Origin of the sequence: Streptomyces sp. NBC_01537, assembly GCF_045040445.1 — a bacterium.
In the GTDB taxonomy this organism is placed as follows: domain Bacteria; phylum Actinomycetota; class Actinomycetes; order Streptomycetales; family Streptomycetaceae; genus Actinacidiphila.
On the sequence record NZ_CP109392.1, the window covers coordinates 5,266,895 to 5,289,922 of the forward strand.

Annotated in this window: 29 protein-coding genes; 18 read left to right on the forward strand and 11 right to left on the reverse strand. The window is 69.9% G+C overall.

Annotated elements, in window-relative coordinates; all coding sequences use genetic code 11:
• The first annotated feature begins 26 nt into the window (after positions 1–26).
• From OG607_RS24290 to OG607_RS24300, 3 genes are read left to right on the forward strand one after another with little or no spacing between them, the layout of a single operon-like run.
• The gene (locus tag OG607_RS24290) at positions 27–878 is read left to right on the forward strand and encodes a dolichyl-phosphate beta-glucosyltransferase (protein WP_405727183.1); all 852 of its coding nucleotides are present in this window, start codon (positions 27–29) and stop codon (positions 876–878) included.
• Positions 875–1,321 carry a GtrA family protein gene (locus OG607_RS24295; protein ID WP_405727186.1) on the forward strand — a complete coding sequence of 149 codons (447 nt, stop codon included), beginning with the start codon at positions 875–877 and terminating at the stop codon, positions 1,319–1,321. Before OG607_RS24290 ends, OG607_RS24295 begins: the two co-directional genes overlap by 4 nt.
• Positions 1,318–3,468, forward strand: a complete 2,151-nt coding sequence (locus OG607_RS24300; protein ID WP_405727189.1) for an ArnT family glycosyltransferase — start codon at positions 1,318–1,320, stop codon at positions 3,466–3,468. The genes OG607_RS24295 and OG607_RS24300 overlap by 4 nt, the downstream gene beginning before the upstream one ends.
• Positions 3,469–3,555: 87 nt before the next feature.
• Here OG607_RS24300 and OG607_RS24305 read toward each other — a convergent pair whose 3' ends face one another.
• Positions 3,556–4,041, reverse strand: a complete 486-nt coding sequence (locus OG607_RS24305) for a hypothetical protein (protein ID WP_405727192.1) — start codon at positions 4,039–4,041, stop codon at positions 3,556–3,558.
• 20 nt (positions 4,042–4,061) lie between these two features.
• On the opposite strand from OG607_RS24305, the gene OG607_RS24310 reads away from it, so the two are divergent.
• Positions 4,062–4,280, forward strand: coding sequence for a DUF397 domain-containing protein (locus OG607_RS24310; RefSeq protein WP_405727195.1), 219 nt, complete (start codon positions 4,062–4,064; stop codon positions 4,278–4,280).
• Here the strand turns inward: OG607_RS24310 and OG607_RS24315 are convergent.
• The 9 genes from OG607_RS24315 to OG607_RS24355 form a co-directional block, all read right to left on the reverse strand.
• Positions 4,273–4,944 carry a PH domain-containing protein gene (locus tag OG607_RS24315; RefSeq protein WP_405727198.1) on the reverse strand — a complete coding sequence of 224 codons (672 nt, stop codon included), beginning with the start codon at positions 4,942–4,944 and terminating at the stop codon, positions 4,273–4,275. The two genes, OG607_RS24310 and OG607_RS24315, sit on opposite strands and share 8 nt — an antisense overlap.
• Positions 4,945–4,990: 46 nt before the next feature.
• Complete coding sequence (locus tag OG607_RS24320) at positions 4,991–5,560, reverse strand: dienelactone hydrolase family protein (protein WP_405727201.1); 570 nt, start codon at positions 5,558–5,560, stop codon at positions 4,991–4,993.
• 95 nt (positions 5,561–5,655) lie between these two features.
• Complete coding sequence (locus OG607_RS24325; RefSeq protein ID WP_405727204.1) at positions 5,656–5,952, reverse strand: cupin domain-containing protein; 297 nt, start codon at positions 5,950–5,952, stop codon at positions 5,656–5,658.
• A 166-nt stretch (positions 5,953–6,118) separates the two neighbouring features.
• Complete coding sequence (locus OG607_RS24330; protein WP_405727207.1) at positions 6,119–7,753, reverse strand: sensor histidine kinase; 1,635 nt, start codon at positions 7,751–7,753, stop codon at positions 6,119–6,121.
• A 9-nt stretch (positions 7,754–7,762) separates the two neighbouring features.
• Positions 7,763–8,500, reverse strand: a complete 738-nt coding sequence (locus OG607_RS24335; protein ID WP_405727210.1) for a response regulator transcription factor — start codon at positions 8,498–8,500, stop codon at positions 7,763–7,765.
• A 66-nt stretch (positions 8,501–8,566) separates the two neighbouring features.
• A complete protein-coding gene (locus OG607_RS24340; RefSeq protein WP_405727213.1) occupies positions 8,567–8,770 on the reverse strand; it encodes a hypothetical protein in 204 nt (67 codons plus the stop codon).
• 30 nt (positions 8,771–8,800) lie between these two features.
• The gene (locus OG607_RS24345; protein WP_405727216.1) at positions 8,801–9,943 is read right to left on the reverse strand and encodes a S1C family serine protease; all 1,143 of its coding nucleotides are present in this window, start codon (positions 9,941–9,943) and stop codon (positions 8,801–8,803) included.
• A 122-nt stretch (positions 9,944–10,065) separates the two neighbouring features.
• Positions 10,066–11,088 (reverse strand): LacI family DNA-binding transcriptional regulator, encoded by a 1,023-nt coding sequence (locus OG607_RS24350; RefSeq protein ID WP_405727219.1) that lies wholly within the window; start codon positions 11,086–11,088, stop codon positions 10,066–10,068.
• Between the two features lie 88 nt (positions 11,089–11,176).
• Positions 11,177–11,968: a response regulator transcription factor gene (locus OG607_RS24355; RefSeq protein ID WP_405727222.1), complete on the reverse strand. Its 792-nt coding sequence runs from the start codon at positions 11,966–11,968 to the stop codon at positions 11,177–11,179.
• A gap of 191 nt (positions 11,969–12,159) precedes the next feature.
• Here OG607_RS24355 and OG607_RS24360 point away from each other — a divergent pair, with 191 nt between their 5' ends.
• From OG607_RS24360 to OG607_RS24395, 8 genes are all read left to right on the forward strand, one after another.
• The gene (locus tag OG607_RS24360) at positions 12,160–12,975 is read left to right on the forward strand and encodes an alpha/beta hydrolase (RefSeq protein ID WP_405727225.1); all 816 of its coding nucleotides are present in this window, start codon (positions 12,160–12,162) and stop codon (positions 12,973–12,975) included.
• A 43-nt stretch (positions 12,976–13,018) separates the two neighbouring features.
• On the forward strand, positions 13,019–13,285 hold the full coding sequence (locus tag OG607_RS24365) for a MoaD/ThiS family protein (protein ID WP_405727228.1): 267 nt from the start codon (positions 13,019–13,021) through the stop codon (positions 13,283–13,285).
• A gap of 5 nt (positions 13,286–13,290) precedes the next feature.
• Positions 13,291–14,190: a hypothetical protein gene (locus OG607_RS24370; protein WP_405727231.1), complete on the forward strand. Its 900-nt coding sequence runs from the start codon at positions 13,291–13,293 to the stop codon at positions 14,188–14,190.
• A gap of 108 nt (positions 14,191–14,298) precedes the next feature.
• Positions 14,299–15,012: a DUF2993 domain-containing protein gene (locus tag OG607_RS24375; RefSeq protein ID WP_405727234.1), complete on the forward strand. Its 714-nt coding sequence runs from the start codon at positions 14,299–14,301 to the stop codon at positions 15,010–15,012.
• Positions 15,013–15,200: 188 nt separating this feature from the next.
• Positions 15,201–15,287: a putative leader peptide gene (locus tag OG607_RS24380; RefSeq protein WP_405737004.1), complete on the forward strand. Its 87-nt coding sequence runs from the start codon at positions 15,201–15,203 to the stop codon at positions 15,285–15,287.
• A gap of 139 nt (positions 15,288–15,426) precedes the next feature.
• Complete coding sequence (locus OG607_RS24385; RefSeq protein ID WP_405727237.1) at positions 15,427–16,272, forward strand: sulfurtransferase; 846 nt, start codon at positions 15,427–15,429, stop codon at positions 16,270–16,272.
• Between the two features lie 14 nt (positions 16,273–16,286).
• A complete protein-coding gene (locus OG607_RS24390) occupies positions 16,287–16,577 on the forward strand; it encodes a DUF1416 domain-containing protein (RefSeq protein ID WP_405727240.1) in 291 nt (96 codons plus the stop codon).
• Positions 16,578–16,658: 81 nt separating this feature from the next.
• Positions 16,659–16,913 (forward strand): DUF3099 domain-containing protein, encoded by a 255-nt coding sequence (locus OG607_RS24395; RefSeq protein ID WP_405727243.1) that lies wholly within the window; start codon positions 16,659–16,661, stop codon positions 16,911–16,913.
• 19 nt (positions 16,914–16,932) lie between these two features.
• Here the strand turns inward: OG607_RS24395 and OG607_RS24400 are convergent, their stop codons facing one another.
• Positions 16,933–17,295 carry a DsrE family protein gene (locus tag OG607_RS24400; RefSeq protein WP_405727246.1) on the reverse strand — a complete coding sequence of 121 codons (363 nt, stop codon included), beginning with the start codon at positions 17,293–17,295 and terminating at the stop codon, positions 16,933–16,935.
• 142 nt (positions 17,296–17,437) lie between these two features.
• Here OG607_RS24400 and OG607_RS24405 point away from each other — a divergent pair, with 142 nt between their 5' ends.
• The 6 genes from OG607_RS24405 (at position 17,438) to OG607_RS24430 (ending at position 22,938) form a co-directional block, all read left to right on the forward strand.
• The gene (locus tag OG607_RS24405; protein ID WP_405727249.1) at positions 17,438–18,196 is read left to right on the forward strand and encodes a hypothetical protein; all 759 of its coding nucleotides are present in this window, start codon (positions 17,438–17,440) and stop codon (positions 18,194–18,196) included.
• A 64-nt stretch (positions 18,197–18,260) separates the two neighbouring features.
• On the forward strand, positions 18,261–19,061 hold the full coding sequence (locus tag OG607_RS24410) for a hypothetical protein (RefSeq protein WP_405727252.1): 801 nt from the start codon (positions 18,261–18,263) through the stop codon (positions 19,059–19,061).
• Positions 19,058–19,882 carry a hypothetical protein gene (locus OG607_RS24415; RefSeq protein ID WP_405727255.1) on the forward strand — a complete coding sequence of 275 codons (825 nt, stop codon included), beginning with the start codon at positions 19,058–19,060 and terminating at the stop codon, positions 19,880–19,882. Before OG607_RS24410 ends, OG607_RS24415 begins: the two co-directional genes overlap by 4 nt.
• A complete protein-coding gene (locus OG607_RS24420; RefSeq protein WP_405727258.1) occupies positions 19,879–20,958 on the forward strand; it encodes a hypothetical protein in 1,080 nt (359 codons plus the stop codon). The genes OG607_RS24415 and OG607_RS24420 overlap by 4 nt, the downstream gene beginning before the upstream one ends.
• 226 nt (positions 20,959–21,184) lie before the next feature.
• Positions 21,185–21,748, forward strand: coding sequence for an FABP family protein (locus OG607_RS24425; protein WP_405727261.1), 564 nt, complete (start codon positions 21,185–21,187; stop codon positions 21,746–21,748).
• 104 nt (positions 21,749–21,852) lie between these two features.
• On the forward strand, positions 21,853–22,938 hold the full coding sequence (locus OG607_RS24430) for an S-(hydroxymethyl)mycothiol dehydrogenase (protein WP_405727264.1): 1,086 nt from the start codon (positions 21,853–21,855) through the stop codon (positions 22,936–22,938).
• Positions 22,939–23,028 lie beyond the last annotated feature (90 nt).

The following is a 23,028-nucleotide window of genomic DNA, read 5'->3' on the forward strand; positions in this document are numbered from 1 at the left end:
CAGATCCCAACGGAAAAGTTGGGGTCATGAACGCAACGACAGCAGGAATCGCGGGAGGCGCCCGGCAGCGATCGGTCGAGGTCGTCGTGCCGGTGTACAACGAGGCACACGTCCTCGCCGACAGCATCAGCCGCCTCCACGCCTACCTCGAAGACTCCTTCCCGTTCCCCTTCCAGATCACCGTCGCGGACAACGCGAGCACCGACGCCACCTGGCGGGTCGCCACCGAGCTGACCTACCGGCTGCCCCACGTGCACGCCGTCCACCTGGACCAGAAGGGCCGGGGCCGCGCCCTCAAGGCCGTCTGGAGCCAGAGCAACGCCGATGTGGTCGCGTACATGGACGTCGACCTCTCCACCGGCCTCGAAGGCTTCCTGCCGCTCGTCGCCCCCCTGCTGTCCGGCCACAGCGATGTGGCCATCGGCAGCCGCCTGCACCGCCACTCGGCGGTCGTACGCGGCCCGAAGCGCGAGTTCATCTCCCGCTGCTACAACATCCTGCTGAAGCTGGGCCTGGCGGCCCGCTTCTCCGACGCCCAGTGCGGCTTCAAGGCCGTACGCACCGATGTGTTCAAGGCGATGGCCCCGCACATCGAGGACAACGCCTGGTTCTTCGACACCGAACTGCTGGTGCTCGCGGAGCGGAACAAATTGCGTATTCATGAAGTGCCGGTCGATTGGACCGATGACCCCGACAGCCGGGTCGACATCATCAAGACGGCGACGGACGACCTGAAGGGCATGTGGCGGATCGCCAAGCTGTCCCTCCAGGGGCGGGCGAAGTTCGCCGTGCCGCGCCGCGGGAAGAAGACCTACGTCGTCAGCGAGCAGCCGGTCGTACGCGAGCGGGTCCTCACCGGCGCCGGGTCCGCCCGATGAGCGCGGGCCAGGGCGGTAAGGCCGGTCTGCGGCAGCTGCTGCGCTTCGGGATCATCGGAGCCGTCAGCACCGCCGCGTACATGGCCCTCTACCTCGCCGCCCGGCAGGTCATGCCGGCCGTCTGGGCCAACGCCCTGGCCCTGCTGGTCACCGCCATCGCCAACACCGCCGCCAACCGCCGCTTCACCTTCGGGGTCTCCGGATCCAAGGACGCCCTGCGGCACCAGCTCGAAGGCGGCATGGCCTTCGCCATCGGGCTGGCACTCACCACCGGCGCCGTCGCCGGACTGCACCTCCTGGCCCCCAACGCTTCCCACGGCATCGAGCTCGCCGTGCTGGTCGGTGCCAACGCCGCCGCCACCATCATCCGCTTCGTCCTCATGCGGCTCTGGGTCTTCAGCCCGCGGCGCCGCCCTTCACAGTCCCCGGAGTACGCGTCATGACGACCCAACTCGCCCCGCCGGCCCCCGTCGAGGACAATCCTCGCTCCCACCGGGCCGCCCCGCCCGCCGACGGCGGCCTCGCCGCCAGAGGTAGCCGCCTCTTCCTCGGCAAGCCCGAAGACCCCCGCTGGGCCCGCCCCGCCCTCTGGGCGATCCTGCTGCTCGCCACCGCGCTGTACGCCTGGAACCTCACCACGATCAGCGGCAACTCCTTCTACAACGCCGCCGTCTACTCCGGCACCAAGTCCTGGAAGGCCTTCTTCTTCGGCTCCCTGGACGCGGGCAACTGGTCGACGGTCGACAAGCCGCCGTTCGCCCTGTGGATGATGGGCCTGTCCGCCCGGATCTTCGGCTACGGCACCTGGCAGCTGATGCTCCCGCAGATCGCCGCCGGGCTCGGAACGGTGGGCCTCACGTACCGCCTGGTGCGGCGCGACTTCGGCCACGTGGCCGCGACCATCGCCGGCCTGGTGGTGACGCTGACCCCGATCACCGTCGCCATCACCCGTGACACCAACCCCGACCCGATCCTCGTCTGCCTGATGATGCTCGGCGCGGCCAGCCTGATGAAGGCCGTCCGCACCGGCCGGATCATGCCGCTGGTGTGGTCCGGGATCTGGATCGGCTGCGCCTTCAACACCAAGATGATGCAGGCCTACGTGGTCCTGCCCGCCTTCTTCCTGGTCTACCTCTGGGCCGCCAAGGGCTCCATCGGCCGCCGGATCCGCAACCTGGCCGTCGGCACGGTCGCCCTGATCGTCAGCAGCGCCTGGTGGATGGTCATCGTCGACCTGATCCCCGCCTCCTCCCGCCCCTACATCGGCGGCTCGACCGACGGCACGGTCTGGGACCTCGTCATCGGCTACAACGGCTTCGGCCGCATCTTCGGCGCCAGCAGCTCGGTCGGCAGTCAGGGCAACAGCGCCAGCTTCGGCGGCACGGCGGGCATCGGCCGCCTCTTCAACAGCATCATGGGCGGCCAGATCTCCTGGCTCATCCCCTTCGCCATCGTCGCCGTCCTCGGCGGCCTGATCCTCATCGGCCGTGCCCCGCGCACCGACGCCAAGCGGGCCTCCCTCCTCCTGTGGGGCGGCTGGGGCGCCATCCACTACCTGACCTTCGCCCTCGCCGAGGGCACCTTCCACCCCTACTACGTCACCGCCATGGCCCCGGCCATCGCAGCCCTGTGCGGCGCCGGCGGCGTGATGCTCTACAAGGCCTTCCGTGAAGGCGACGCCGCCAAGTGGGCCTGGGTCCTCCCGGTCGCCATCGCCGCCTCCGGCATCTGGTCCGTCGTCCTCCTCCAGCGCGTCTCCGGCTCCGGCACCGCGTACACCGTCGCCGAGATCGTCGCCGGCGCCGGCTCCGTCCTCGCCATCCTCGGCCTCCTCGCCGGCCGCTTCCTCGGCAAGAACCGCCTGGTCGGCATCGCCGCCCTGGCCGCCGTGGTCGCCCTCCTCGCCGGCCCCACCGCCTACTCCCTCTCCGCGGCCACCTCCGCCACCAACGGCACCAACCCCACGGCCGGCCCCTCCACGGGCGGCGGCATGGGCGGCGGCGGTGGCGGCATGGGCGGCGGCTCCGCCCCCAGCGGCACCGGCGCCAAGTCCGGCTCGATGCCCTCCGGTACGAAGCCGACCGGCAACCCGCCGTCGGGCGGCATGGGCGGCTCGTCCAGCTCCAGCAGCTCCAGCTCCACCTCGTCCAGCACCCAGCAGCAGGCCGGTGGCGGTGGCGGCGGCATGGGCGGCAGCGTCAGCTCCGACATGATCACGTACTTGCTGAAGCACCAGGACGGCGCCACCTGGCTCGTGGCCGTCTCCAACGACCAGACCGCCTCGTCGATCATCCTGGCCTCCGGCCAGCCCGCGATGTCCATGGGCGGCTGGAGCGGCAACGACAACTCCATGACCCTCGCCAAGCTCAAGGCCCTGGTCAAGGCGGGCAAGCTGCACTACATCATGGTCAGCAGCACCGGCGGCCAGTCCTCCAACTCCGAGATCACCGCCTGGGTCAAGAAGGTCGGCACCGAGGTCAAGACCTCCGCCTACACGACGAGCTCGTCGAGCTCCTCGACTTCTTCGACCAGCACCACCACGAGCACCAGCAGCGGCCTCTACCGCCTGGACGCCTCTGACGTCAGCTGACCCCCTGACTGACGTCACACCCCCCTGACAGGGCGGGTCGCCGGGTTACCTCTCCCCCTCCCCGGCGGCCCGCCCTTCGCCATGTCCTCAGGCGTCCGGTGGTGGGCTCGGCGGAAGCAGCTCCACAAGTAGCGGCCAGAAGGCGGGATTCCGTCGGACGAGTCCGCGCACAACCGGACTGACCCGCAGCATCTGGCGGCAGTAGGCCTCCCACGGCTCCTTGCTGTTGCTGTTCGGCACCTTTCTATGGGTGTCGACCCCTGAGCAGAGGACATCCAGCAGCAGTTCGGCGATCGTCATCACCCGGCTCTTTGCGTCCTCCTCCTCGGGACACTCTGCGGCTTCCCCTTCCTCCTCTTCCGCGTAGAAGTACTTCCTGAGGCCGGGGTGCTCGATCAGCAGAACGTGCACCTCACGAAGAGCCGTCAGCACGGTCTCGTTCGCCGCCACCCCCGCCAGCCCATTGCTTATCTCCGCCTGCTTCGTGTCCGCTCCCGTCTGCCGGGCAAGCCAGAACAGGCCCGCCGCCGCCGTAAGCCCGGACAGGCCGGCGAACAGAGTGTCCAGCTCCACGAATTCTCACCTCGTCCCCTGTGCTGTCCTCAACTGCCCTGAGACTAAGGCGAGTTGTCAGCGGCTGGGCACGTACGCATGCGGCACGCACGGATCCCCTCAATGTCGCCGAGGCAGCGGGCCAGATCCTCGTGCGCGAGAGCGACGAACCCGACACCATAGTCACCGTCACCCCCGCCGCACTGCGGTCTCTCCTGCTCGCGGTGAAGGCCGGCGAGTTCGACCGCGAGGTCAGCTGACCTCGCCGATCCTGCCGACCCGCAGGCTGAGCGCCGCGCCCGTGACGCCGAACACCGCTGCCGGCAGGACCCACATCACGTATGCCGGGACGTCAATGTCCTTGAAGACCAGCGCGATGGACGCGACGAACGTGGCGACCATGACAACGACCCCCACGATGCCCGCCCGCGTCCACGCCTTCCGGCGTGCCGCCCGGAGCTGGATCGCGGCCTCCGTGCCCGGCAGCGGAGCCCAGTCGGGTCCGCGTCGCACCCGCCAGGCGTCGATGAGGGTCTCGACCTCGGCCGGGTCGTCGATCTGCTCGTTGTTGACGTGCGGAAGCGCGAACCGACGCCCGGTGCGGTCGTACACCCGGACGACCCACAGAGGCCTGTCCTTGGAGGGCTCGGCCCGTATGTCGTGGATGTCGGCCCAGGCGATCCGGCGCACGCGCAACGCGCCTTTGGCGGTGATGCCGTCCGGACCGAGGAGGGTCCTGCCGCGCACTTCCCTCAGCACGAGGTAGACGACGAACACGGGCAGGATGACGAATATCGCCACGTCGGACCCACTGAGCGGCATCGGGCTTGTGGCGTGCAAGATCGCGATGAACAGCCAGAAGGGGATGATGAGGAGCCTGTTCAGCGACGGCCACTTCCGCAGGCGGTACTCGTGTGCGAACACAACCTCGCTGCTGATGGCCCCTCCTCCGTAGCGCCGCCCTGGGACGTCAGGGCCAGCGGCTGAGCAGGCTGAGCGTACGCTCCATCACCAGCTTGGCGGATGCCGGGTCGTACTCGGCGAGGCCGGCGTCGGTGAACAGGTGGTCCGTGCCGGAGTACGTGAACAGCTGCGCGTCGGCGGCCCCCTTGACCAGGGGCGCGACCACGTCGTCCAGCTCGCCCCAGGGGTCCTGGTCGTTGACGTGGGCGTGGAGCACCACGTCCGCCGGCCACTCGGTGCCGTACAGACTCGCCGGTACGCCGCCGTGGTACAGGATCGCCGCCAGCGCCCCCGCCTGGGTCTGCGCCAGCTTCTGGGCGGGCATCACGCCGAGCGAGAACCCGGCGTAGACCGCCCGGTCCGGCACTGCGGCCGCCGCGGCGACCCCGCGCTCGACGATGGTGTCGAAGCCGATCTCCTCCGCGTACGCCCCGCCGTCCTCGAGGCTGCTGAAGGTGGCGCCCTCGTACAGGTCGGGCACGGTCACCCGGTGCCCGGCCGCGCGCAGCTGGTCGGCGAAGCGGATCACGCCCGGGGTGAGCCCCAGGACGTGGTGGAACAGGATCACGTCGGCCATGCTCGGTTTCCTCCTCGGCCGGACCCGGCCTTCTTCTGCCTTCTGCCTCAGCCATTCTGGCCGTTGCGAGGCTGTTCTCGGCCGAAGTCCGGAGATCAGGCCGGGGTGAGGCCTTCCTGGAGCTGGACGATGGCAAGCGTGCCGTGGCTGCCGCGACGGGCGGTGTGGGGGGTGCCGGCGGGGAGGACGTAGAGCTGGCCCTTGGACAGGGACACGGGGCTGCCGCAGACGTCGAGTTCTAGGTGGCCGTCCAGGACGAGGAGGGCCTCGGGGGAGGGGTGGGACTCCTCGCGCAGGGGGAGGCCGTGCATGCGGATGACCTTGACGGAGGAGGGATCCAGGCCCGGAGCCAGGCCCATGGGGACGGCGTCCATCAGGTTGACCAGAGTCATGATCGGGACGCTAGCCGACCTCGGGGCGTGGCTCGCCGAGAGAAGGGTATTGGGCGCGGAAAGTCATCGAGAAGTCACGGTGCGGAAATGAAGCCGCAGAGATGAAGTCCCGGACGGGCTTGGGTAATTCGGCCGTCTGAGCGAAGGGCCCGAAGCGCCCGGTGGCTCAGTACTCGCGGATCTCGCCCAGCTCCCGGATTCCGTTCGCCGCCTTGCCCGCCGGCATGGCCGGGGGCGGCGGCATCGGCGTCCCCGGCAGCCGCATCACGGCGATCGTGCCGCCGCCGTGCGCCGGGTGCAGGCCGACCGTGCCACCCGCCTGCTGGACGGTGCGGGCGACGATGGACAGGCCGAGGCCGCTGCCGGGGAGGGCACGTGAGGCGGTGGCGCGCCAGAAGCGTTCGAAGACGTGCGGGAGGTCTTCGGGGGAGATGCCGGGGCCGTGGTCGCGGACGGTGAGCTCGCCGCCGTGGAGGTTGACCTCGACCGAGCTGAGCGGCGGGCTGAACTTCACCGCGTTGTCCAGCAGGTTGACGATCGCCCGCTCCAGGGCGGCCGGCTCGGCCCGTACGTACCAGGGCGCGAGCTGGGACAGGATCTTGATGTCCTGGGCGCGCAGGCGGGCCCGCGACAGGGCGGTCTCCGCGACCTCGTGGAAGGCGACGAGCTGGAGGGGGCTGCCGCCAGGGGTCGTGTCCGGGCGGGAGAGCTCCTGCAGGTCGCCGATGAGCGAGGCCAGCTCCGTCATCTGCGCCTTCACGGAGGTGAGCAGCGCCCGCCGGTCCTCGGGCGGGAGCGCGCGGCCGGTGGCCTCGCTGCGCTCCAGCAGCTCGATGTTCGTACGGAGAGAGGTGAGCGGGGTGCGCAGCTCGTGGCCGGCGTCCGCGATGAGCTGCTGCTGCAGCTCGCGGGAGGCGGCCAGACGGGACGTCATGGAGTTGAAGGAGGTGGACAGACGGGCGATCTCGTCCTCGCCGTCGACGGGGATGCGGACGCTGAGATCCTCGGTGCGGGCGATGTGCTCGACGGTGTCCGTCAGGCGGTCGACGGGCTTCAGGCCCGCGCGGGCGACCCACAGGCCGGCGGCGGTGGCGCCTACGACGCCGATGCCCGAGACGATGAGGAGGATGAGGGCGAGGGTGTTGAGCGGGCTGGTGACGTCGCTGAGCGGGCGGGCGACCATGATGGCGGCGCCGTAGGCCTTGCCGTTCATGACGACGACCTGGCCCTTGGTGTAGACCCGGTACTCGGTGCCGTCCGTCGCCGTCATGGTGCGGGGAGCCACGGTGCTGTTCGGGATGTTGTCGCCGGGACCTCGGCCGGGCCCGCTGTTGTTCTTGGTGCCGGTGTCAAAGTCAAAGGTGCCGTTGCTGATCGCGACCTTGGCCGCGGCCAGTTCGGCCGCGGCAATCGTCTTGTCGGCGTCCGTGGCGGTGAAGGTCTTGTCGCTGAGGATCACGCACGTCTGACCGTTGGACAGGACAGCTTGCACGGCGATGTTGCTCAGATTGATCGGGCTGGTGCCGTCGCTTGTTCCTGAACCGGTGAAACCGGTGGACCGGCATCCGATGTCAGGGTTCTCCAAGCTGCGAGTGGCCTGCCCCGGTGCCCCTTCCGAAGAAGTCAGCGAACTGTCCAGTTGCCGCATCAGCTGGTCCCGAGTGATGAACCACGCGGACACCGCGACCGCCGCCACCGCCACCGCCACCGCCGCGGCCGTGAGGATCGCGAGCCGTGAGCGCAGCGGCAGTGACCGGAACCGCAGGACGCGGTTGCGGTTACGACGGTGCGGTGCTGCCATCGGACGGACCTAGCCCTTGCCTTCGGTGGAACGGAGAACGTAACCGACACCGCGGACGGTGTGGACGAGACGCGGTAGGCCGCCGATCTCGGTCTTGCGGCGCAGATACATGACGTAGACGTCGAGGGAGTTGGAGCTGGGCTCGAAGTCGAAGCCCCAGACGGCCTTGAGGATCTGCTCGCGGGTGAGGACCTGGCGGGGGTGGGCCAGGAACATCTCCAGCAGGGTGTACTCGGTGCGGGTGAGCTCGACGGGCTGGCCGCCGCGGGTGACCTCGCGGGTGGTGGTGTCCATGCGGAGGTCGGCGAAGGCCAGGACGCTGTCGTCGGACTCGGGGCCGCCCGCGACGGCGGCGTAGGAGGAGCGGCGGAGCAGTGCCCGGAGGCGGGCGAGGAGCTCGTCGAGCTCGAAGGGCTTGACGAGGTAGTCGTCGGCGCCGGCGTCGAGGCCGGTGACGCGGTCGCCGACGGTGTCGCGGGCGGTGAGCATGAGGATGGGGACGGTGACACCGCTCGCGCGCAGGCGGCGGGCGGTGGTGAGGCCGTCCATGCGGGGCATGAGCACGTCCAGCACGATGGCGTCGGGCTGGTAGGAGGCGACCTGGTCGATGGCGGCCAGGCCGTCCTCGGCGAGCGAGGTGTCGTAGCCCTCGAAGGCGAGGGTGCGCTTGAGTGCCTCGCGGACGGCCGGCTCGTCGTCCACGATCAGGATGCGAGCGGGGGCCTCGCCGTTCTCGCCGGGGCTCATGGGTGCTGTACCTCGCGCAGGAAGAGGGATACGGATGGGTGGTGCTGGTGTTCTGTTATCAGCGTCTCACGCCGCGGCGCGCCGGCGGGCGGCGGAGCCGGACCGGCGGCGGTTGCGGGCGGAACGTGCGTTGGTGACGAGTTCCGGGGCGCGGTTCTCGGTCATGGCCACGGCCACCGGGACGGCGAAGGGAAGCGCCAGGTCGGCGGGACCGGTGGGAACGGCGGCGTCGTGCTGGGAGCGGTGGATGGTGATGGCGTTGAGGTTCATGGTGCTGTTCTCCTTCAGGGGCTGACGGTCTTAGGAGTCGCTTCCGCCCTTGCGGAGGCTGGCGAGGTCGGCCTTGACGGTGTTGATCGGGATGGCGAAGCCGAGGCCGACGCTGCCGGCGCTGGAGGACGAGGAGGAGGAAGAGGCCGAGTACATCGCGGAGTTGATGCCGATGATCTCGCCGTTCATATTGATCAGCGCGCCGCCGGAGTTGCCGGGGTTGAGCGAGGCGTCGGTCTGCAGTGCCTTGTACGTGGTGGTGCTGGACCCGGTGCTGCCGTTGTACTGCTCACCGCCGAAGGAGAACGGCCACTGGCCGCCGCTCTGACCCTGGCTCTGGCCCTGGTTCTGGCTCGACGAGGAGTCGTCCTCGGTGGAGACGGTGACGTCACGGTTGAGCGCGGAGATGATGCCGCTGGTGACGGTGCCGGTCAGGCCTTCGGGGGAGCCGATGGCGACGACCTCGTCGCCGACGGCGACGTTCGAGGAGTCGCCGAGGGTGGCGGTGGTGAGGCCGCTGACGTTCTCGGCCTTGATGAGGGCGAGGTCCTTGTTCTTGTCGGTGCCGACGACCGTGGCGGTGGCGGTCTTGCCGTTGCTGAAGGTGACCTTGATCGAGGTGGCGCCGGAGATGACGTGGTTGTTGGTGATGATCTCGCCGTCGCTGGTGATGATCACACCGGAGCCGGTGGCCTCACCGGAGGAGGAGGTCGCGCTGATCTCCACGATGCTCGGGCTGACCGCCTTGGCGACCGCCGCCACCCCGGAGCTGGAGGAGCTGGCGTTGATCACCTTCGTGGTGGTCGTGGTGGTGGCCGCGGTGGCGTTCGTGGTCGCCCGGCCGATCAGGGCCGCCGCGCCGCCGCCGACCAGGGCGGAGACCAGGGCCACGGCCGCGATCAGTGCGATCGGCCGCCGGGCCTTGTGCGGCTTCGGGGCGGGGGCCTCGACGCCGGGGGCCTCCTGGGTGGCCTGCGGGGCGGTCTGCCAGACCGTCATGCCCTCCGCCGTGGTGACGGGCTGGGCGACCTGCGCGGGCTCGTATGCCGGCGGGGGCGGGTAGCTGCCGTAGGTGTCGGCGGGTGCGCCGCCCGCTGAACTGTCGTACCCACCGCTGCCGTAGGGCTGCTGCGGGTCGTAAGCGCTGCTGCTGCGATGGGTGCTCTCGTTCATGGCTATGACTCTGGACCTCGACTATGAGAGGTTCCTGAGCGCCCGCTGAGAAGCCCAGCAGAACTCCGTATGACCGATGTAAGGAACGAAAGCCCTGGTCAGAGCGTTTCCTTACGTCCGTCCTACGAGCAGCCGCACGACCTGCGCAGCACCAGCCGGGACGGGAACTGCCGCAGCCGCTCGCGCCGCGCGCCCGCCACCCGCAGGCCGTCGTCCAGGACGAGGTCAACGGCCGCCCGGGCCATCGCCTGGCGGTCGGAGGCGACCGTGGTCAGCGGCGGGTCGGTCAGGCCGGCTTCCTTGACGTCGTCGAAGCCGGCGACGGCCAGCTCGCCGGGCACGTCGATCCGCAGCTCACGCGCCGCCCGCAGTATGCCGATCGCCTGGTCGTCGGTCGCGCAGAACAGCGCCCTCGGGCGGTTGGGCCCGGACAGCAGCTCAAGGCCGACCTTGTAGGCGTCGTAGCGGTTGTACGGAGCCTGGAACACCTTGCCCTCGGTGGGCAGGCCGGCTTCCTGCATCGCGCGGCGCCAGCCCTCGATGTGGTCGGTGACCGGGTCGCCGATGGTGGGGGTGAAGTCCATGCCGCCGACGCAGGCGACATCGGTGTACCCGTGCTCCAGGAGGTGGCGGACGGCGAGCTGGGCGCCGCCTATGTCGTCGGTGACGACGGCGAACTCGTTCTCCGCCTCCGTGCGCTCGTGGAGCAGCACGATCCGGGCGTCCCAGGCCTCGATCTCGGCGGCGGCGGTCTCGCCGAGACCCTGGCTGACCAGGATCAGCCCGGAGACGCGCATGCCGAGAAAAGCGCGCAGATAGTGAATCTCGCGCTCTTGGAGATAATCCGAATTCCCGACCAGGACCATCTTCCCGCGCTCGGCAGCCGCCTGCTCCACGGCGTGTGACATCTCGCCGAAGAAGGGCTGCCGAGCGTCCGGGACGATCAGGCCTATCAGGTCGGTACGGCGGCTCGCCATCGCCTGGGCCACACGGTCCGGGCGGTATCCGAGCTGCTTGATGGCCGCGAGCACCCGCTCGCGGGTGGCCGGGGCGACCGGCCGGGGTCCATTGTTGATGACATAGCTGACGACCGCGGTCGAGGTCCCCGCAAGCCTTGCCACATCGTCACGCGTCACCTTTGCCACAAACCGAGTCTACGCGGGTCTACCGGCCGGATAACACTGTGTGAGCGATAGCGTGACCAGGGCGTGATCAGCGGTGATGTGTTACCGATCAGTCAGTTTGTGAGTTCGCTGTGACCGACGCGGCGGTTTCGGTGGCACCCGCCGCAGCCGCGGCTTCGGCCTCCGCCCGCTGCTGGGCCTTGAGGGCTTCCTCCGCCGCCCGCTCGACCTTCTCCGGCGTCACGAAGCGGTAGCCCACATTGCGCACGGTCCCGATCAGGGACTCGTGCTCCGGGCCCAGCTTCGCGCGCAGCCGCCGTACGTGGACATCCACGGTGCGGGTGCCGCCGAAGTAGTCGTAGCCCCAGACCTCCTGCAGCAGCTGGGCGCGGGTGAAGACCCGGCCCGGGTGCTGCGCGAGGTACTTGAGCAGCTCGAACTCCTTGAAGGTCAGGTCCAGGACCCGGCCCTTGAGCTTCGCGCTGTACGTGGCCTCGTCGACGGAGAGGTCGCCGTTGCGGATCTCCATCGGGCTGTCGTCGACGGTGATCTGCTGGCGGCCCATCGCCAGGCGCAGCCGCGCCTCGACCTCGGCCGGGCCCGCGGTGTCCAGCAGTACGTCGTCGATGCCCCAGTCCGCGGTGACGGCGGCGAGACCGCCCTCGGTGACGACCAGGACGAGCGGGCAGCCGGGGCCCGTCGAGCGCAGCAGCTGGCACAGGCTGCGGACCTGCGGCAGGTCGCGGCGGCCGTCGATCAGGATCACATCCGCGCCCGGAGTGTCCACCAGGGCCGGCCCCTCGGCCGGCGCCACGCGGACGCTGTGCAGCAGCAGCCCGAGCGCGGGAAGTACTTCGGTGGATGGCTGGAGTGCGTTGGTCAGCAGGAGGAGAGAGCTCACCGGCTGCTCCCGTCGTAGATAACGGTCGTGAGTTTGTTCATCATCCGGTCATGCATGCTTCGCTTGCCCATTGCGAACCCTCCTCGGTCCCATGCGAGGACGTAACCACGCACTGCCTGGCGGCCCAGAAAGCGCGAAAGGACCCGGGGGCGACGCTGCCCGGATCCTCTTGACCTAAGAGAATAGCCCACATGGAGTCGTTTGATGAGCCCCATGTTGCGCGATCGTGTCTTTCACCGACCACTTCTGGTGGCCGACGTGCGGTCCTGTTGACAGCCGACGGTGTGCGGATCGACGCCGCCTACGACCCGCCGGACGGTGAACGGGACGTTGCGATCGTGGTCGCCCACGGTTTCACCGGCGCCCTGGAACGGCCTGCCGTGCGGCGGGCAGCACAGGTGTTTTCCGGCTACGCGGGCGTCGTCACTTTCTCCTTCCGGGGACACGGCCGCTCCGGCGGACGGTCCACCGTCGGGGACCGCGAAGTGCTCGACCTCACAGCGGCGGTCGGCTGGGCCCGGTCGCTCGGATACGCCCGGGTGGCCACCGTCGGGTTCTCCATGGGCGGCTCCGTCGTGCTCCGGCACGCGGCGGGTGCGGAGGGCGATGTGGGCGGGCGTGTGGACGCGGTGGCCTCCGTGAGCGCCCCCGCGAGGTGGTACTACCGGGGCACGGCGCCGATGCGGCGCGTCCACTGGGTCATCACCCGCCCGGCCGGACGCCTGGTCTCCCGGGTCGGGCTGGGTACCCGGATCCACTCGGCGGACTGGGACCCGGTGCCCCTGTCCCCGGTCGAGGCGGTGCCCCTGATCGCGCCCACGCCCCTGCTCATCGTCCACGGGGACCGCGACGGGTACTTCCCGGTCGACCATCCGCTCTCGCTGGCCGCCGCGGCCGGCGATGCGGCCGACCTCTGGCTGGAGCCGGGCTTCGGGCACGCGGAGAACGCGGCCGAGCCGGAGCTTCTGCGGCGCATCGGCGCGTGGGTGGCGGCGCGCACTGCGTAGGCTGGGCCCCGGGATGCAACCGGGGACGAAGGAGCGCGCCGTCATGGCCGGACAAGCCGGCACGATCCGGTACTGGGCCGCCGCCAAGGCCGCGGCCGGCACCGCGGAGGAGCCGTACGAGGCCGAGACGCTCGCCGAGGCGTTGGCCGCCGCACAGGCGGCGCACGCCGAGCGGCCGGAGTTCGCCCGGGTGCTGCTGAGCTGCTCGTTCCTGGTGGACGGAAACCCCGTGGGGACGCGGGATCACTCGGGCATCGGGCTGACGGAGGGCGGGACGGTCGAAGTGCTGCCCCCGTTCGCGGGAGGATGAGCGGCGTGACCTACGACTACGACCCGATGCCGCCGCTGCCGCCGGAGGCTGAGGCGCCGGCTGAGGCGGAGCGCACGGCTGTGCTGACGCCCGTCGACGACTTCCCGGAGCAGGGGACCGCCGGCCGCGCGGCCCGCCGCAAGGGCACGCAGCGCACCGGCTCGCCGATCATCCCGCCGGGGCCGCAGCCGGCCGCGCTCACCGCGGTGCTGGCGCTGCTGATCGCGGGCGGCGCGGCGATCGGCCGCCCCGCGCTGGCGGTGCCGCTGGTACTGCTGCAGGCGGTGACGGCGGCCGGCTGGTTCCGGCTGAACGGCATGTGGCCGGCCCGGCAGGGCATCGCGCTGGCCTTCATGGCGGGCGTGACGGCGGATGCCGCGCTGCTAGCGATGCCGGACGGCGAGAACGGCCCGGCCGTGCTGATCGGCACGCTCGGCGTGTGGCTGCTGCTCGTACTCGTACTGCAGCTGCGCCATCACGGCAGCGCGGACGAGCGGCTGTCGTCGCTGACCGCGACCTCCGCCTCGACGCTGCTGACCGTGCTGGCCGGCGGCTTCCTCGCGGCGGCGGCCAATCCCGGCGGCGGCGACCCGGTCGTGGCCGGCGCGATCGCCGTGGCGGTGGCGACGCTTGCCCGCAGCCTGCAGGGCCGGGGCATCGCCACGCTGGTCGTCGCGCTGCTCGCCGCCACGGGCGCGGGGGTCGCGACCGCGCAGGCGACGGAGCTGAGCGCTTCCTCCGGCGCGTTCATCGGCTTCGCCGCGGGCGCGGCCGCGCTGATCGGGCTGCGGGTGGCCAGTTACGACTTCCCGTCGCGCTTCGTCCACTTCACGGCGGGCGTGGCACTGCCGCTCACGGCGGCGGCTCCGGTGGTTTATGTGCTGGGCCGGGTCCTGGCGGGCTGACGGTGCCCGGATTCGGGTGGCTTGCTGGGGGTACGGTTGGTTATCCCCCGGGGGATCGCAGCGTGCTGGGCCGGGTCCTGGCGGGCTGAGTCCCGCTAGGGTCAAGTAATGCGTGCACTACGGATCTTGCTGATCATCGTCGTGATACTCGGGGGCCTGTTCGTGGCGGCCGACCGCATCGCTCTGCACTTCGCGGAGTCGGAGGCGGCGGACAAGGCCCAGCAGACGCAGGGGCTGTCGGAGAAGCCGGATGTGTCGATCGAGGGCTTCCCGTTCCTGACCCAGGTGGCGTCGAAGAAGCTGGACGACGTGAAGGTGACGGCGAACGGGATCACGGCGGGCACCGGCGCCGCCGCCCTTCGCATCGAGCGCTTCACGGCCGAGCTGCACGGGGTGCGCCTCGGCGACGGCTTCGCATCGGCCGTGGCGGACACGGCGGACGGCTCGGCGCTGGTCACGTACGCGGATCTGACGAAGGCGGCGCCGCAGGGCGTGACGGTGACGTACGGCGGGGCGGGCACCGGCGGCGCCGGGAAGGTGAAGCTCACGGCGAGTCTGGATGTGCCGGGGGTGGGCACGGTGAAGCGGTCGGTGGTCAGCCAGATCACGGTGAAGGGCGGCGACACGATCTCGCTCAAGGCGGACTCGATCCCGGATCTCGACGGGCTGCCGGCGAGCGTGGAGACGCTGATCAGGGAGCAGATCGACTTCTCGCGGGAGCTGCTGGGGCTGCCGGAGGGCATCAAGCTGAAGTCGGTGGACACGGGCCCGGACGGCATCACAGTGGCGGCGACCGGGACGAATGTCGTACTTTCGGACTGATATCGCGCTGACCGTGTGTCCGCAAGGTGAGACGTGGGTGTCCAGCCCGTAGCCGCATCGCGAGGCGATCGCGCCGGGGCCCCTGCCGGAGGCGGGTCGTGGCGTAGGAGTCCCACTATTCGGACAAAGCTGTCTCGAATGGCGGACTGCCGGTGACAGTGCCCGGATACGTCCCTACGATCGAGGGCATGAAGCGACAGGCGGATCTCACGAAGCGGCGGGCAGTTGACCTGTGCCGCGTCGCCGCCATGCTCTGTCGCGCGCGCCAGGCCTGACGCGCGTCCTGTCAGGGATCAGGCCGACCTTCCCCTCTCGCGGTCCCCGCGAGCAAGCGCAAGTGCCTGCGCACCCGTCCGTGCGTGTGCACAGCTCCAGAAACTGAACTACCGCCGCAACTGCCCGGAGGAGAACAGCATGAGCCGCAGTGACGTCCTGGTGGACGCCGACTGGGTCGAGGCCCGGATCGACGACCCCAAGGTGGTCATCGTCGAGGTCGACGAGGACACGTCGGCGTACGACAAGAACCACATCAAGAACGCCATCCGCATCGACTGGAAGAAGGACCTCCAGGACCCGGTGCGCCGTGACTTCGTCGACCAGGCCGGCTTCGAGAAGCTGCTGTCGGAGAAGGGCATCGCCAACGACGACACCGTCGTCCTCTACGGCGGCAACAACAACTGGTTCGCGTCCTACGCCTACTGGTACTTCAAGCTCTACGGCCACCAGGACGTCAAGCTCCTCGACGGCGGCCGCAAGAAGTGGGAGCTGGACTCCCGCGACCTGGTCGACGGCGCAGTGGTCCCGTCCCGCGCCGCCACCGAGTACAAGGCCAAGGACCAGGACACCGCGATCCGCGCCTACCGTGACGACGCCGTCGCCGCGATCGGCAGCCTGAACCTGGTCGACGTCCGCTCGCCCGACGAGTTCTCCGGCAAGCTGCTCGCGCCGGCGCACCTTCCGCAGGAACAGTCGCAGCGTCCGGGGCACATCCCGACCGCGCGCAACATCCCGTGGTCGAAGTCGGCCAACGACGACGGCACCTTCAAGTCCGACGACGAGCTCAAGGAGCTCTACGAGGGCGAGGGCGTGGACCTGTCCAAGGACACCATCGCCTACTGCCGGATCGGTGAGCGCTCCGCTCACACCTGGTTCGTGCTGCACGAGATCCTCGGCCAGCCGAACGTGAAGAACTACGACGGCTCCTGGACCGAGTACGGCTCGCTGGTCGGCGTGCCGATCGAGCTCGGCGCGGCGAAGTAAGGGAAGAGGACCATATGTGTGGAGCGAAGGCCGGCGGCCCGGACGTTTCCGGAATTGACGTGGCCAAGGAAACGATCATCCAGGGTTCCGTGACCCGCGACGGCGAGCCCGTCACCGGTTACGTACGCCTCCTCGACGGTGGCGGCGAGTTCACCGCCGAGGTCCCCACCTCGGCGACCGGGCAGTTCCGCTTCTTCGCGGCCCCCGGCACGTGGACGCTGCGCGCGCTCGTCCCGGGTGCCACGGTGGACCGCGTCGTGGCGGCGCAGCAGGGCAACCTGACCGAGGTCGCCATCGCCGTCTGACGGCGGCGGTACGCCTGTACGCGTAGGAGCAGGGCCGCATCCCGTGTATCGGGGTGCGGCCCTGCGCCGTACCGTGGAGGTATGGACGCCCCGAAGCGCCATCACCTCTACTTCGCCATGATGGGCAGTTGCGTCACGCTGTTCGTCCTGGCCTGGGGCGTCGTGCGCCTGTGGTCGGTCCCGGCCGCCGTGGTGATGTGCGTCGTGGCCATGGTGATCCCGCCCTTCGCGGCGATCGTCGCGAACCGCCGGAATCCCGGCGAGCGCTGGTTCGACGAGTCCGGGGACCCGGAATCCGACCGCTGGTGGCGCGAAATGGACGACAGGCGTCAGTAGCCGCCGCCGACAGCCGCCCTCAGTAGACCAGCGCCTGGACGCCCTCCGGCATGATCTCGCTGACGAAGACCTGCGCGCCCGCGATCCGGATGCCGTCCAGCACGTCCTCCGCCGTGATCCCGCGCCGGGCCGCACACTGCGTGCACAGCGTGATCCCGCCGCCCGCCAGGATCCCCTCGATCAGCTCGGGGAGCGGAGCGGCGTGCGGCAGCTCGAACTCGGCGGCCTTCCCGGGGAGCGCGAACCACGCGGACTCGCCGGTCAGCCAGAGGGAGACCTCCACGCCGCTGGCCACCGCCACGGCCGCCACCGTGAAGGCCTGCGAGCAGCGCTCGGGCGCGTCAGCGCCCGCCGTCACCTTGATCACGAGCTTCTTAGCCATGGCGCCAGCCTATGCGTGGCCTGTTTCACAGCGAAACTCAAGAAAACCCCTGTGAAGAGACGGCCAGCACTCGACATAATGCCTGTTCTGCTTGTTGCGCGTGGTGCGCTCGGGCTTGATGTGACAGCCCGGGGGGGCTTTTGTGCAACCGCAATCCGATACGCCTGCCAGACCTGCGAGACCTGCCGCGCGTGGCCTGCTGATCGCCGCCGGGGCCGCCGGGCTGGTGCTGCTCATCGGAGCCACCGCCGGCGCCGTGGTGGTCCTGGGCTCGTCGTCCTCGTCCTCGTCGGGGACGGCCGCCGTGCGCGCCGTGTCCAGCCCGTCCGCCGTGCCGGCAACGGCCTCGGCGACGCCCAGCGACTCGCCGACCCCGGCACCCACCCCGTCCAGCACGGTCAGGGGCAAGGTGAAGAGCGGCGGCATCCACACCGGTGACCTCCGCTACTTCCTGCTCGAGCCCCCGGCCGACGCCGAGGTCTACGGCGACGAGGACGGCACCGAGCTCACCCGCTCCGATGTCGCGAACGACGTGGCATCGGTCAAGAGCGCCCTCGGCACCTACGGTTTCAAGACCGGCGTGAGCCGCACCTACCTCACGGCGGACGGCGACACCCAGATCACGGCGAAGCTCGCCCGCTTCTCCAGCCCGGCCAACGCCACCGCGTATTACAGCCGCCTCTACTTCGGCGGCACCCGGATCACCCTCGGCGGCAGCCACCCCGCCAAGGCGTACCGGCTGAGCTCCTCCTCCGCCGAGAGCACCGGCTCGGTGATCGTCGTCTCCCATCAGGGCGACGTCCACATCACCCTCTCCGTGACCGGGGCCAAGACCCCGGGCGCCGGGCAGTTGCGGCGGCTTCTCGACCAGCAGTACGAGCGCCTCGCGACCGGCCGCTGAGCCCTGCGGCCCCATCGGCCGGCCGCCCCGAAACTCCCCCCATCCGATTCATGTGGAGAACCCCTTGTCCTTGTCCCTGGACACTCCTGTCCCGGAGCCCCCCGCCCAGCCCCCGCGTCCTCCGCGTCCCCCGCGCCGTCGTGGCCGGACGACGCTGATCATCGCCACCGCCGCCGTTCTCGGCGTCCTCGCGGGCGCCGGCGCCGGCTACCAGATCCAGTACCTGCGTCCCGACACCCCGCTTCCGTCGCTGTCCCAGCCCAAGCTGAAGCAGCCCAAGGGCGCGGCGCCGTCCGCCGAGCCGCTCACCGCGGCCCAGGACACGCTCGTCACCTACGACAGCGACCTGCGGAAGCTGCTGCTGAAGAAGCCCAAGGGCATGAAGGACGTCACGGACCTTTCCGCCTCCGACGGCTGGATGGACCTCTACGGCTACGCCGAGACGTTCAAGGACGAGAAGTACATGTTCAGCGAGCTCAACCGGAACGGCTTCCGCCGCCTGGCCACCGCCGACTGGACTTCCGGCAGTTGGGAGTCGTACACGTACAAGTACACCGAGATCCGGCTGATCCAGTTCCGGGACGAGACGCAGATGTTCGCCGCCGATCATCTGGCGGATCAGCAGGGCTACATGTCGGAGTCCGACTACGCGGGCAATCACGGCAAGGCGATCCCGGGCACCGACGACGGCGTGACCTGGGTCTACAACAAGCCCTGGACCAAGGCCGGTTACTACGACAAGTACGAGGCACGGGCGCTTGCCCGGCACGGGAACATCGTGATGGACATCTGGTACAGCTCGTCGAAGCCGATCTCCATGAAGACCATCCAGTCCCTGGCCGAGCGGCAGTTGGAGCGGCTGTGACCGACGAGACCACCCCCCTTCCGGAGCCCGAGGTCCCGGCGGTGCCGGAGATCCCCGCGCCTGCGAAGAAGAGCCGCAAGCCACTCGCCCTCGGCCTGGTCGGCGCACTCGTCGCCGTCGCCGCGGGAGGCGGTATCGGCTACGCCGTGCTCCGGCACCAGAACGACGCCGATGACACTGCCAAGGCCCAGCCCTGGAAGGCCCCCAAGCCCACCAAGACCGGCTCCTACGGTGCTCAGTCCGGCGGCAGTCACTACGGCAAGCTGGGCAAACTGCTGCTGCCCGTCCCGGACGACTACGTGCCCGGCCCGGATGTCGCCGAGTACGGCAACGACGTCGAGCTGAGCGGCAAGCAGGCGACCGCCCTGATGAAGGACGCCTACCGGGGTCTGTCGAAGAAGGAGCGCCGGTCGGCCGAGAAGTCCATCGACCGGCTCTACATCCAGGGCATCGGCATGCGTACCTACACCGCGTACGGCTACTCGGGCGATGGAGAGGAAGGTCTCTCCGTCGAGATCCGGATCGTGCAGATGAAGAACAAGAAGGCCGCGAGCTCGGCCACCGAGTTCTACACGGCCTTCGCCAAGGCGACGGGTCTCTTCCGCAAGGGACCGAAGATCGCCGGGCACTCCAAGGCGAGCTGCTTCCTGCCGCCGAAGGACACCGGCGTCAGTCTCGACACGATGTACTGCCAGGCCACCGAGGGCGATCTTCTGATCACCCTCAACGCCACTGGCACGACGCCCTTTGCCAAGGACACCGTCGCCGACCTGCTCAAGAAGCAGCTCGACCGCGTCCAGGACCCGGGAGAGGCCGTATGACGACCGACACCCCTTCGCCCGCGGCCCCGGAGCCGGCGGACGCCCTCCCGGAGGCCCCGGAGGCCCCGGAGGCCCCGGAGGCCCCGGAAGCCCTGGAGGTCACGGAGGTCACGGAGTCCCCGGAGCCTTCGGAGTCCCCGGAGCCCTCGGAGCCCGAGGACGAGCCCGCGGCCGCAGCCGTGCCGGTTGCCGCTGAGCAGCCTGCCGAAGCCACGACCGCCGTGCCTCCGCCTCCGCCTCCGCCGCCCGCGTGGGGTGCGGGTGCGGGTGCGGGTGCGTACGATCCCTGGGCCGCCCCGGCCTTCCCGGCCGCCGTCCCACCGGCGCCGAAGGACCGGCGTGTACTGCGCGCGTTTGCGCGGTGGACGGCGGCTGTGCTGGTGTTCGCCGCGCTCGGAGGCGCGGCCGCGTACGGGGTGACCCAGCCGCGGCGTACGGACATCCCGGGGTTGGAGACGCCGGACGACGGTCGGTGGACGTATCCGGCGTTGAAGCTGCCGAAGCTGCCGGCCGACAAACCGCGCGCCTTCGCCGAGAGCGGCAATCCGGGAGTGCGGCACTATGCCGACCTGCGGAAGCTGCTGCTGCCGCTCCCGCAGGGGGCCAAGGCCGACAAGGACTTCGCGGACAGTGACGGCTGGCTGCCGACCGCCACGTTCCTGGAGCTGTATCAGGAGGACGGGCGCAAGGACCTGGCCCGGCGGATGGACCAGGACACCTTGCGCCACATCGCGGCGCGGGCGTGGACGATGCCGGACGGTACGCGGGCCGAGATCTATCTCCTGCAGTACAGCAGTGCGCCGTACGCGAACCACGCGCAGCAGGCCCTGACGGACAACGGGATATTCGTCGAGGCGCCCAGCGCCGAGCTGGCGGAGTACGACTCCGACGCCATTCCGTCGGACATCACGGCGACGGTCTACGACGAATCCAAGCCGCGCGGCGCCCAGCACGTCCGTTACGCGTACCTCAGCGCGGGCGACACGGTCGCGCTGGTCTACCTGTCCCGGAAGGGCAGCCAGCCGAGCGTGCCGTTCGACCAGACGGTGATCCTTCAGTCGCAATTGCTCGGATAGCCACGCGGGGGCGGCGCACCTCACTGCGCCGCCCCCGCGTCCGGCGACTAGACTCGTACGCGGCCTCGTACGAGGACCGTCACCGCCCGGCGAACACCGCCCGCCCGAGGAGCACACTCGTGAGCATTGAGATCTTCTTCGACGCCCTGCTCGTCCTGGTCTGCGTCGGCGTCGCCGCCTTCTCCGTCCTCGCGGTGAAGAAGCTCTACCAGGGACAGCGCTGAACATGATCGAGATCCCGTCCGACCTGCACCCCGAGCTCGTGCCGCTGGTGTTCCTCCTGGGCCGCTGGGAGGGTGCGGGAGTCTTCGACTTCCCCGGCGACGAGAAGTGCAACTTCGGCCAGGAAGTGTCCTTCACCCACGACGGCCGGCCCTTCCTGGAGTACGTGTCGAAGACCTGGGTGCTGGACGGCGAGGGCAAGAAGGTCCGCCCGCTGGAGAACGAGTCCGGCTTCTGGCGGATCGACAAGGACCGCAAGGTCGAGGTCACCACGACCCGCGACTCGGGCGTCGTGGAGATCTGGTACGGCGAGCTGGCCGAGGGCAAGCCGCAGATCGACCTGGTCACCGACGCCGTGGCGCGGATTCCGTCCGCCCCGGAGTACGGCGGCGGGAAGCGGCTGTACGGCTACGTCAACAGCGACCTGATGTGGGTGGGCGAGAAGACGACGCCGGGCGTGCCGCTGCGCCCGTACATGTCGGCGCACCTGAAGAAGGTCGTGGACCCGCGCGAGTGGGCGAAGGACCTGAAGGACCTGCCGGACGACGGGATCGCGTTCTTCCGCTGAGCGCATGCGCGCCAGGGTCCTTGACCCCGGTGGGTGCTTCGCCGATGCTTTCGTTGCGGCACGCGCGCTGCGTGCCGCGATAAGCAACCAGCGGAGGAGCATCCATGGCTCACCAGGTCCGTGCTGTAGTCGCCCTTGCCAAGGGCGCCCCCGTCAGCCTCGAAACGATCATCGTGCCGGACCCGGGGCCGGGCGAAGCCCTCGTGAAGATCCAGGCCTGCGGGGTCTGTCATACCGACCTTCACTACCGTGAGGGCGGGATCAACGACGACTTCCCCTTCCTCCTCGGCCACGAGGCGTCGGGAATCGTCGAGTCCGTCGGCGAAGGGGTCACCGATGTCGCCCCCGGCGACTTCGTCATCCTCAACTGGCGTGCCGTCTGCGGCCAGTGCCGCTCCTGCACGCGCGGCCGGCCCCAGTACTGCTTCAACACCCACAACGCCAAGCAGAAGATGACCCTGCTCGACGGCACCGAGCTCTCCCCGGCGCTCGGCATCGGCGCCTTCGCCGAGAAGACCCTCGTCCACGCCGGCCAGTGCACCAAGGTCGACCCCACCGCCTCCCCGGCCGTCGCAGGGCTCCTCGGCTGCGGCGTCATGGCCGGCATCGGCGCCGCCATCAACACCGGCGGGGTCGGGCGCGGCGACTCCGTGGCCGTCATCGGCTGCGGCGGCGTCGGCGACGCGGCCATCGCCGGCGCGCGGCTCGCGGGCGCGGCGAAGGTCATCGCCGTCGACATCGACGACCGCAAGCTGGAGACGGCGAAGAAGATGGGCGCCACCCACACCGTCAACTCCAAGGCGACCGACCCCGTCGAGGCCATCCAGGCCCTCACCGGCGGCAACGGCGCGGATGTCGTCATCGAGGCGGTCGGCCGCCCCGAGACGTACAAGCAGGCCTTCTACGCCCGCGACCTGGCCGGGACCGTGGTCCTCGTCGGTGTCCCGACGCCCGAGATGAAGCTGGAGCTCCCGCTCCTCGACGTCTTCGGGCGCGGCGGCTCGCTGAAGTCCTCCTGGTACGGGGACTGCCTGCCCTCCCGCGACTTCCCGATGCTGATCGACCTCTACCTGCAGGGGCGGTTGGACCTGGGGGCGTTCGTGACGGAGACGATCGAGCTGGACGGTGTCGAGAAGGCGTTCGAGCGGATGCACCACGGTGACGTGCTCCGGTCCGTCGTGGTCCTGTAGCCAGGGGGCTTCGCCCCCTGGACCCCCGAACGCCCTACGGGCGTGTCCTCAAACGCCGGACGGGCTGAATCTGCCCCCGGGCTGTGGGTA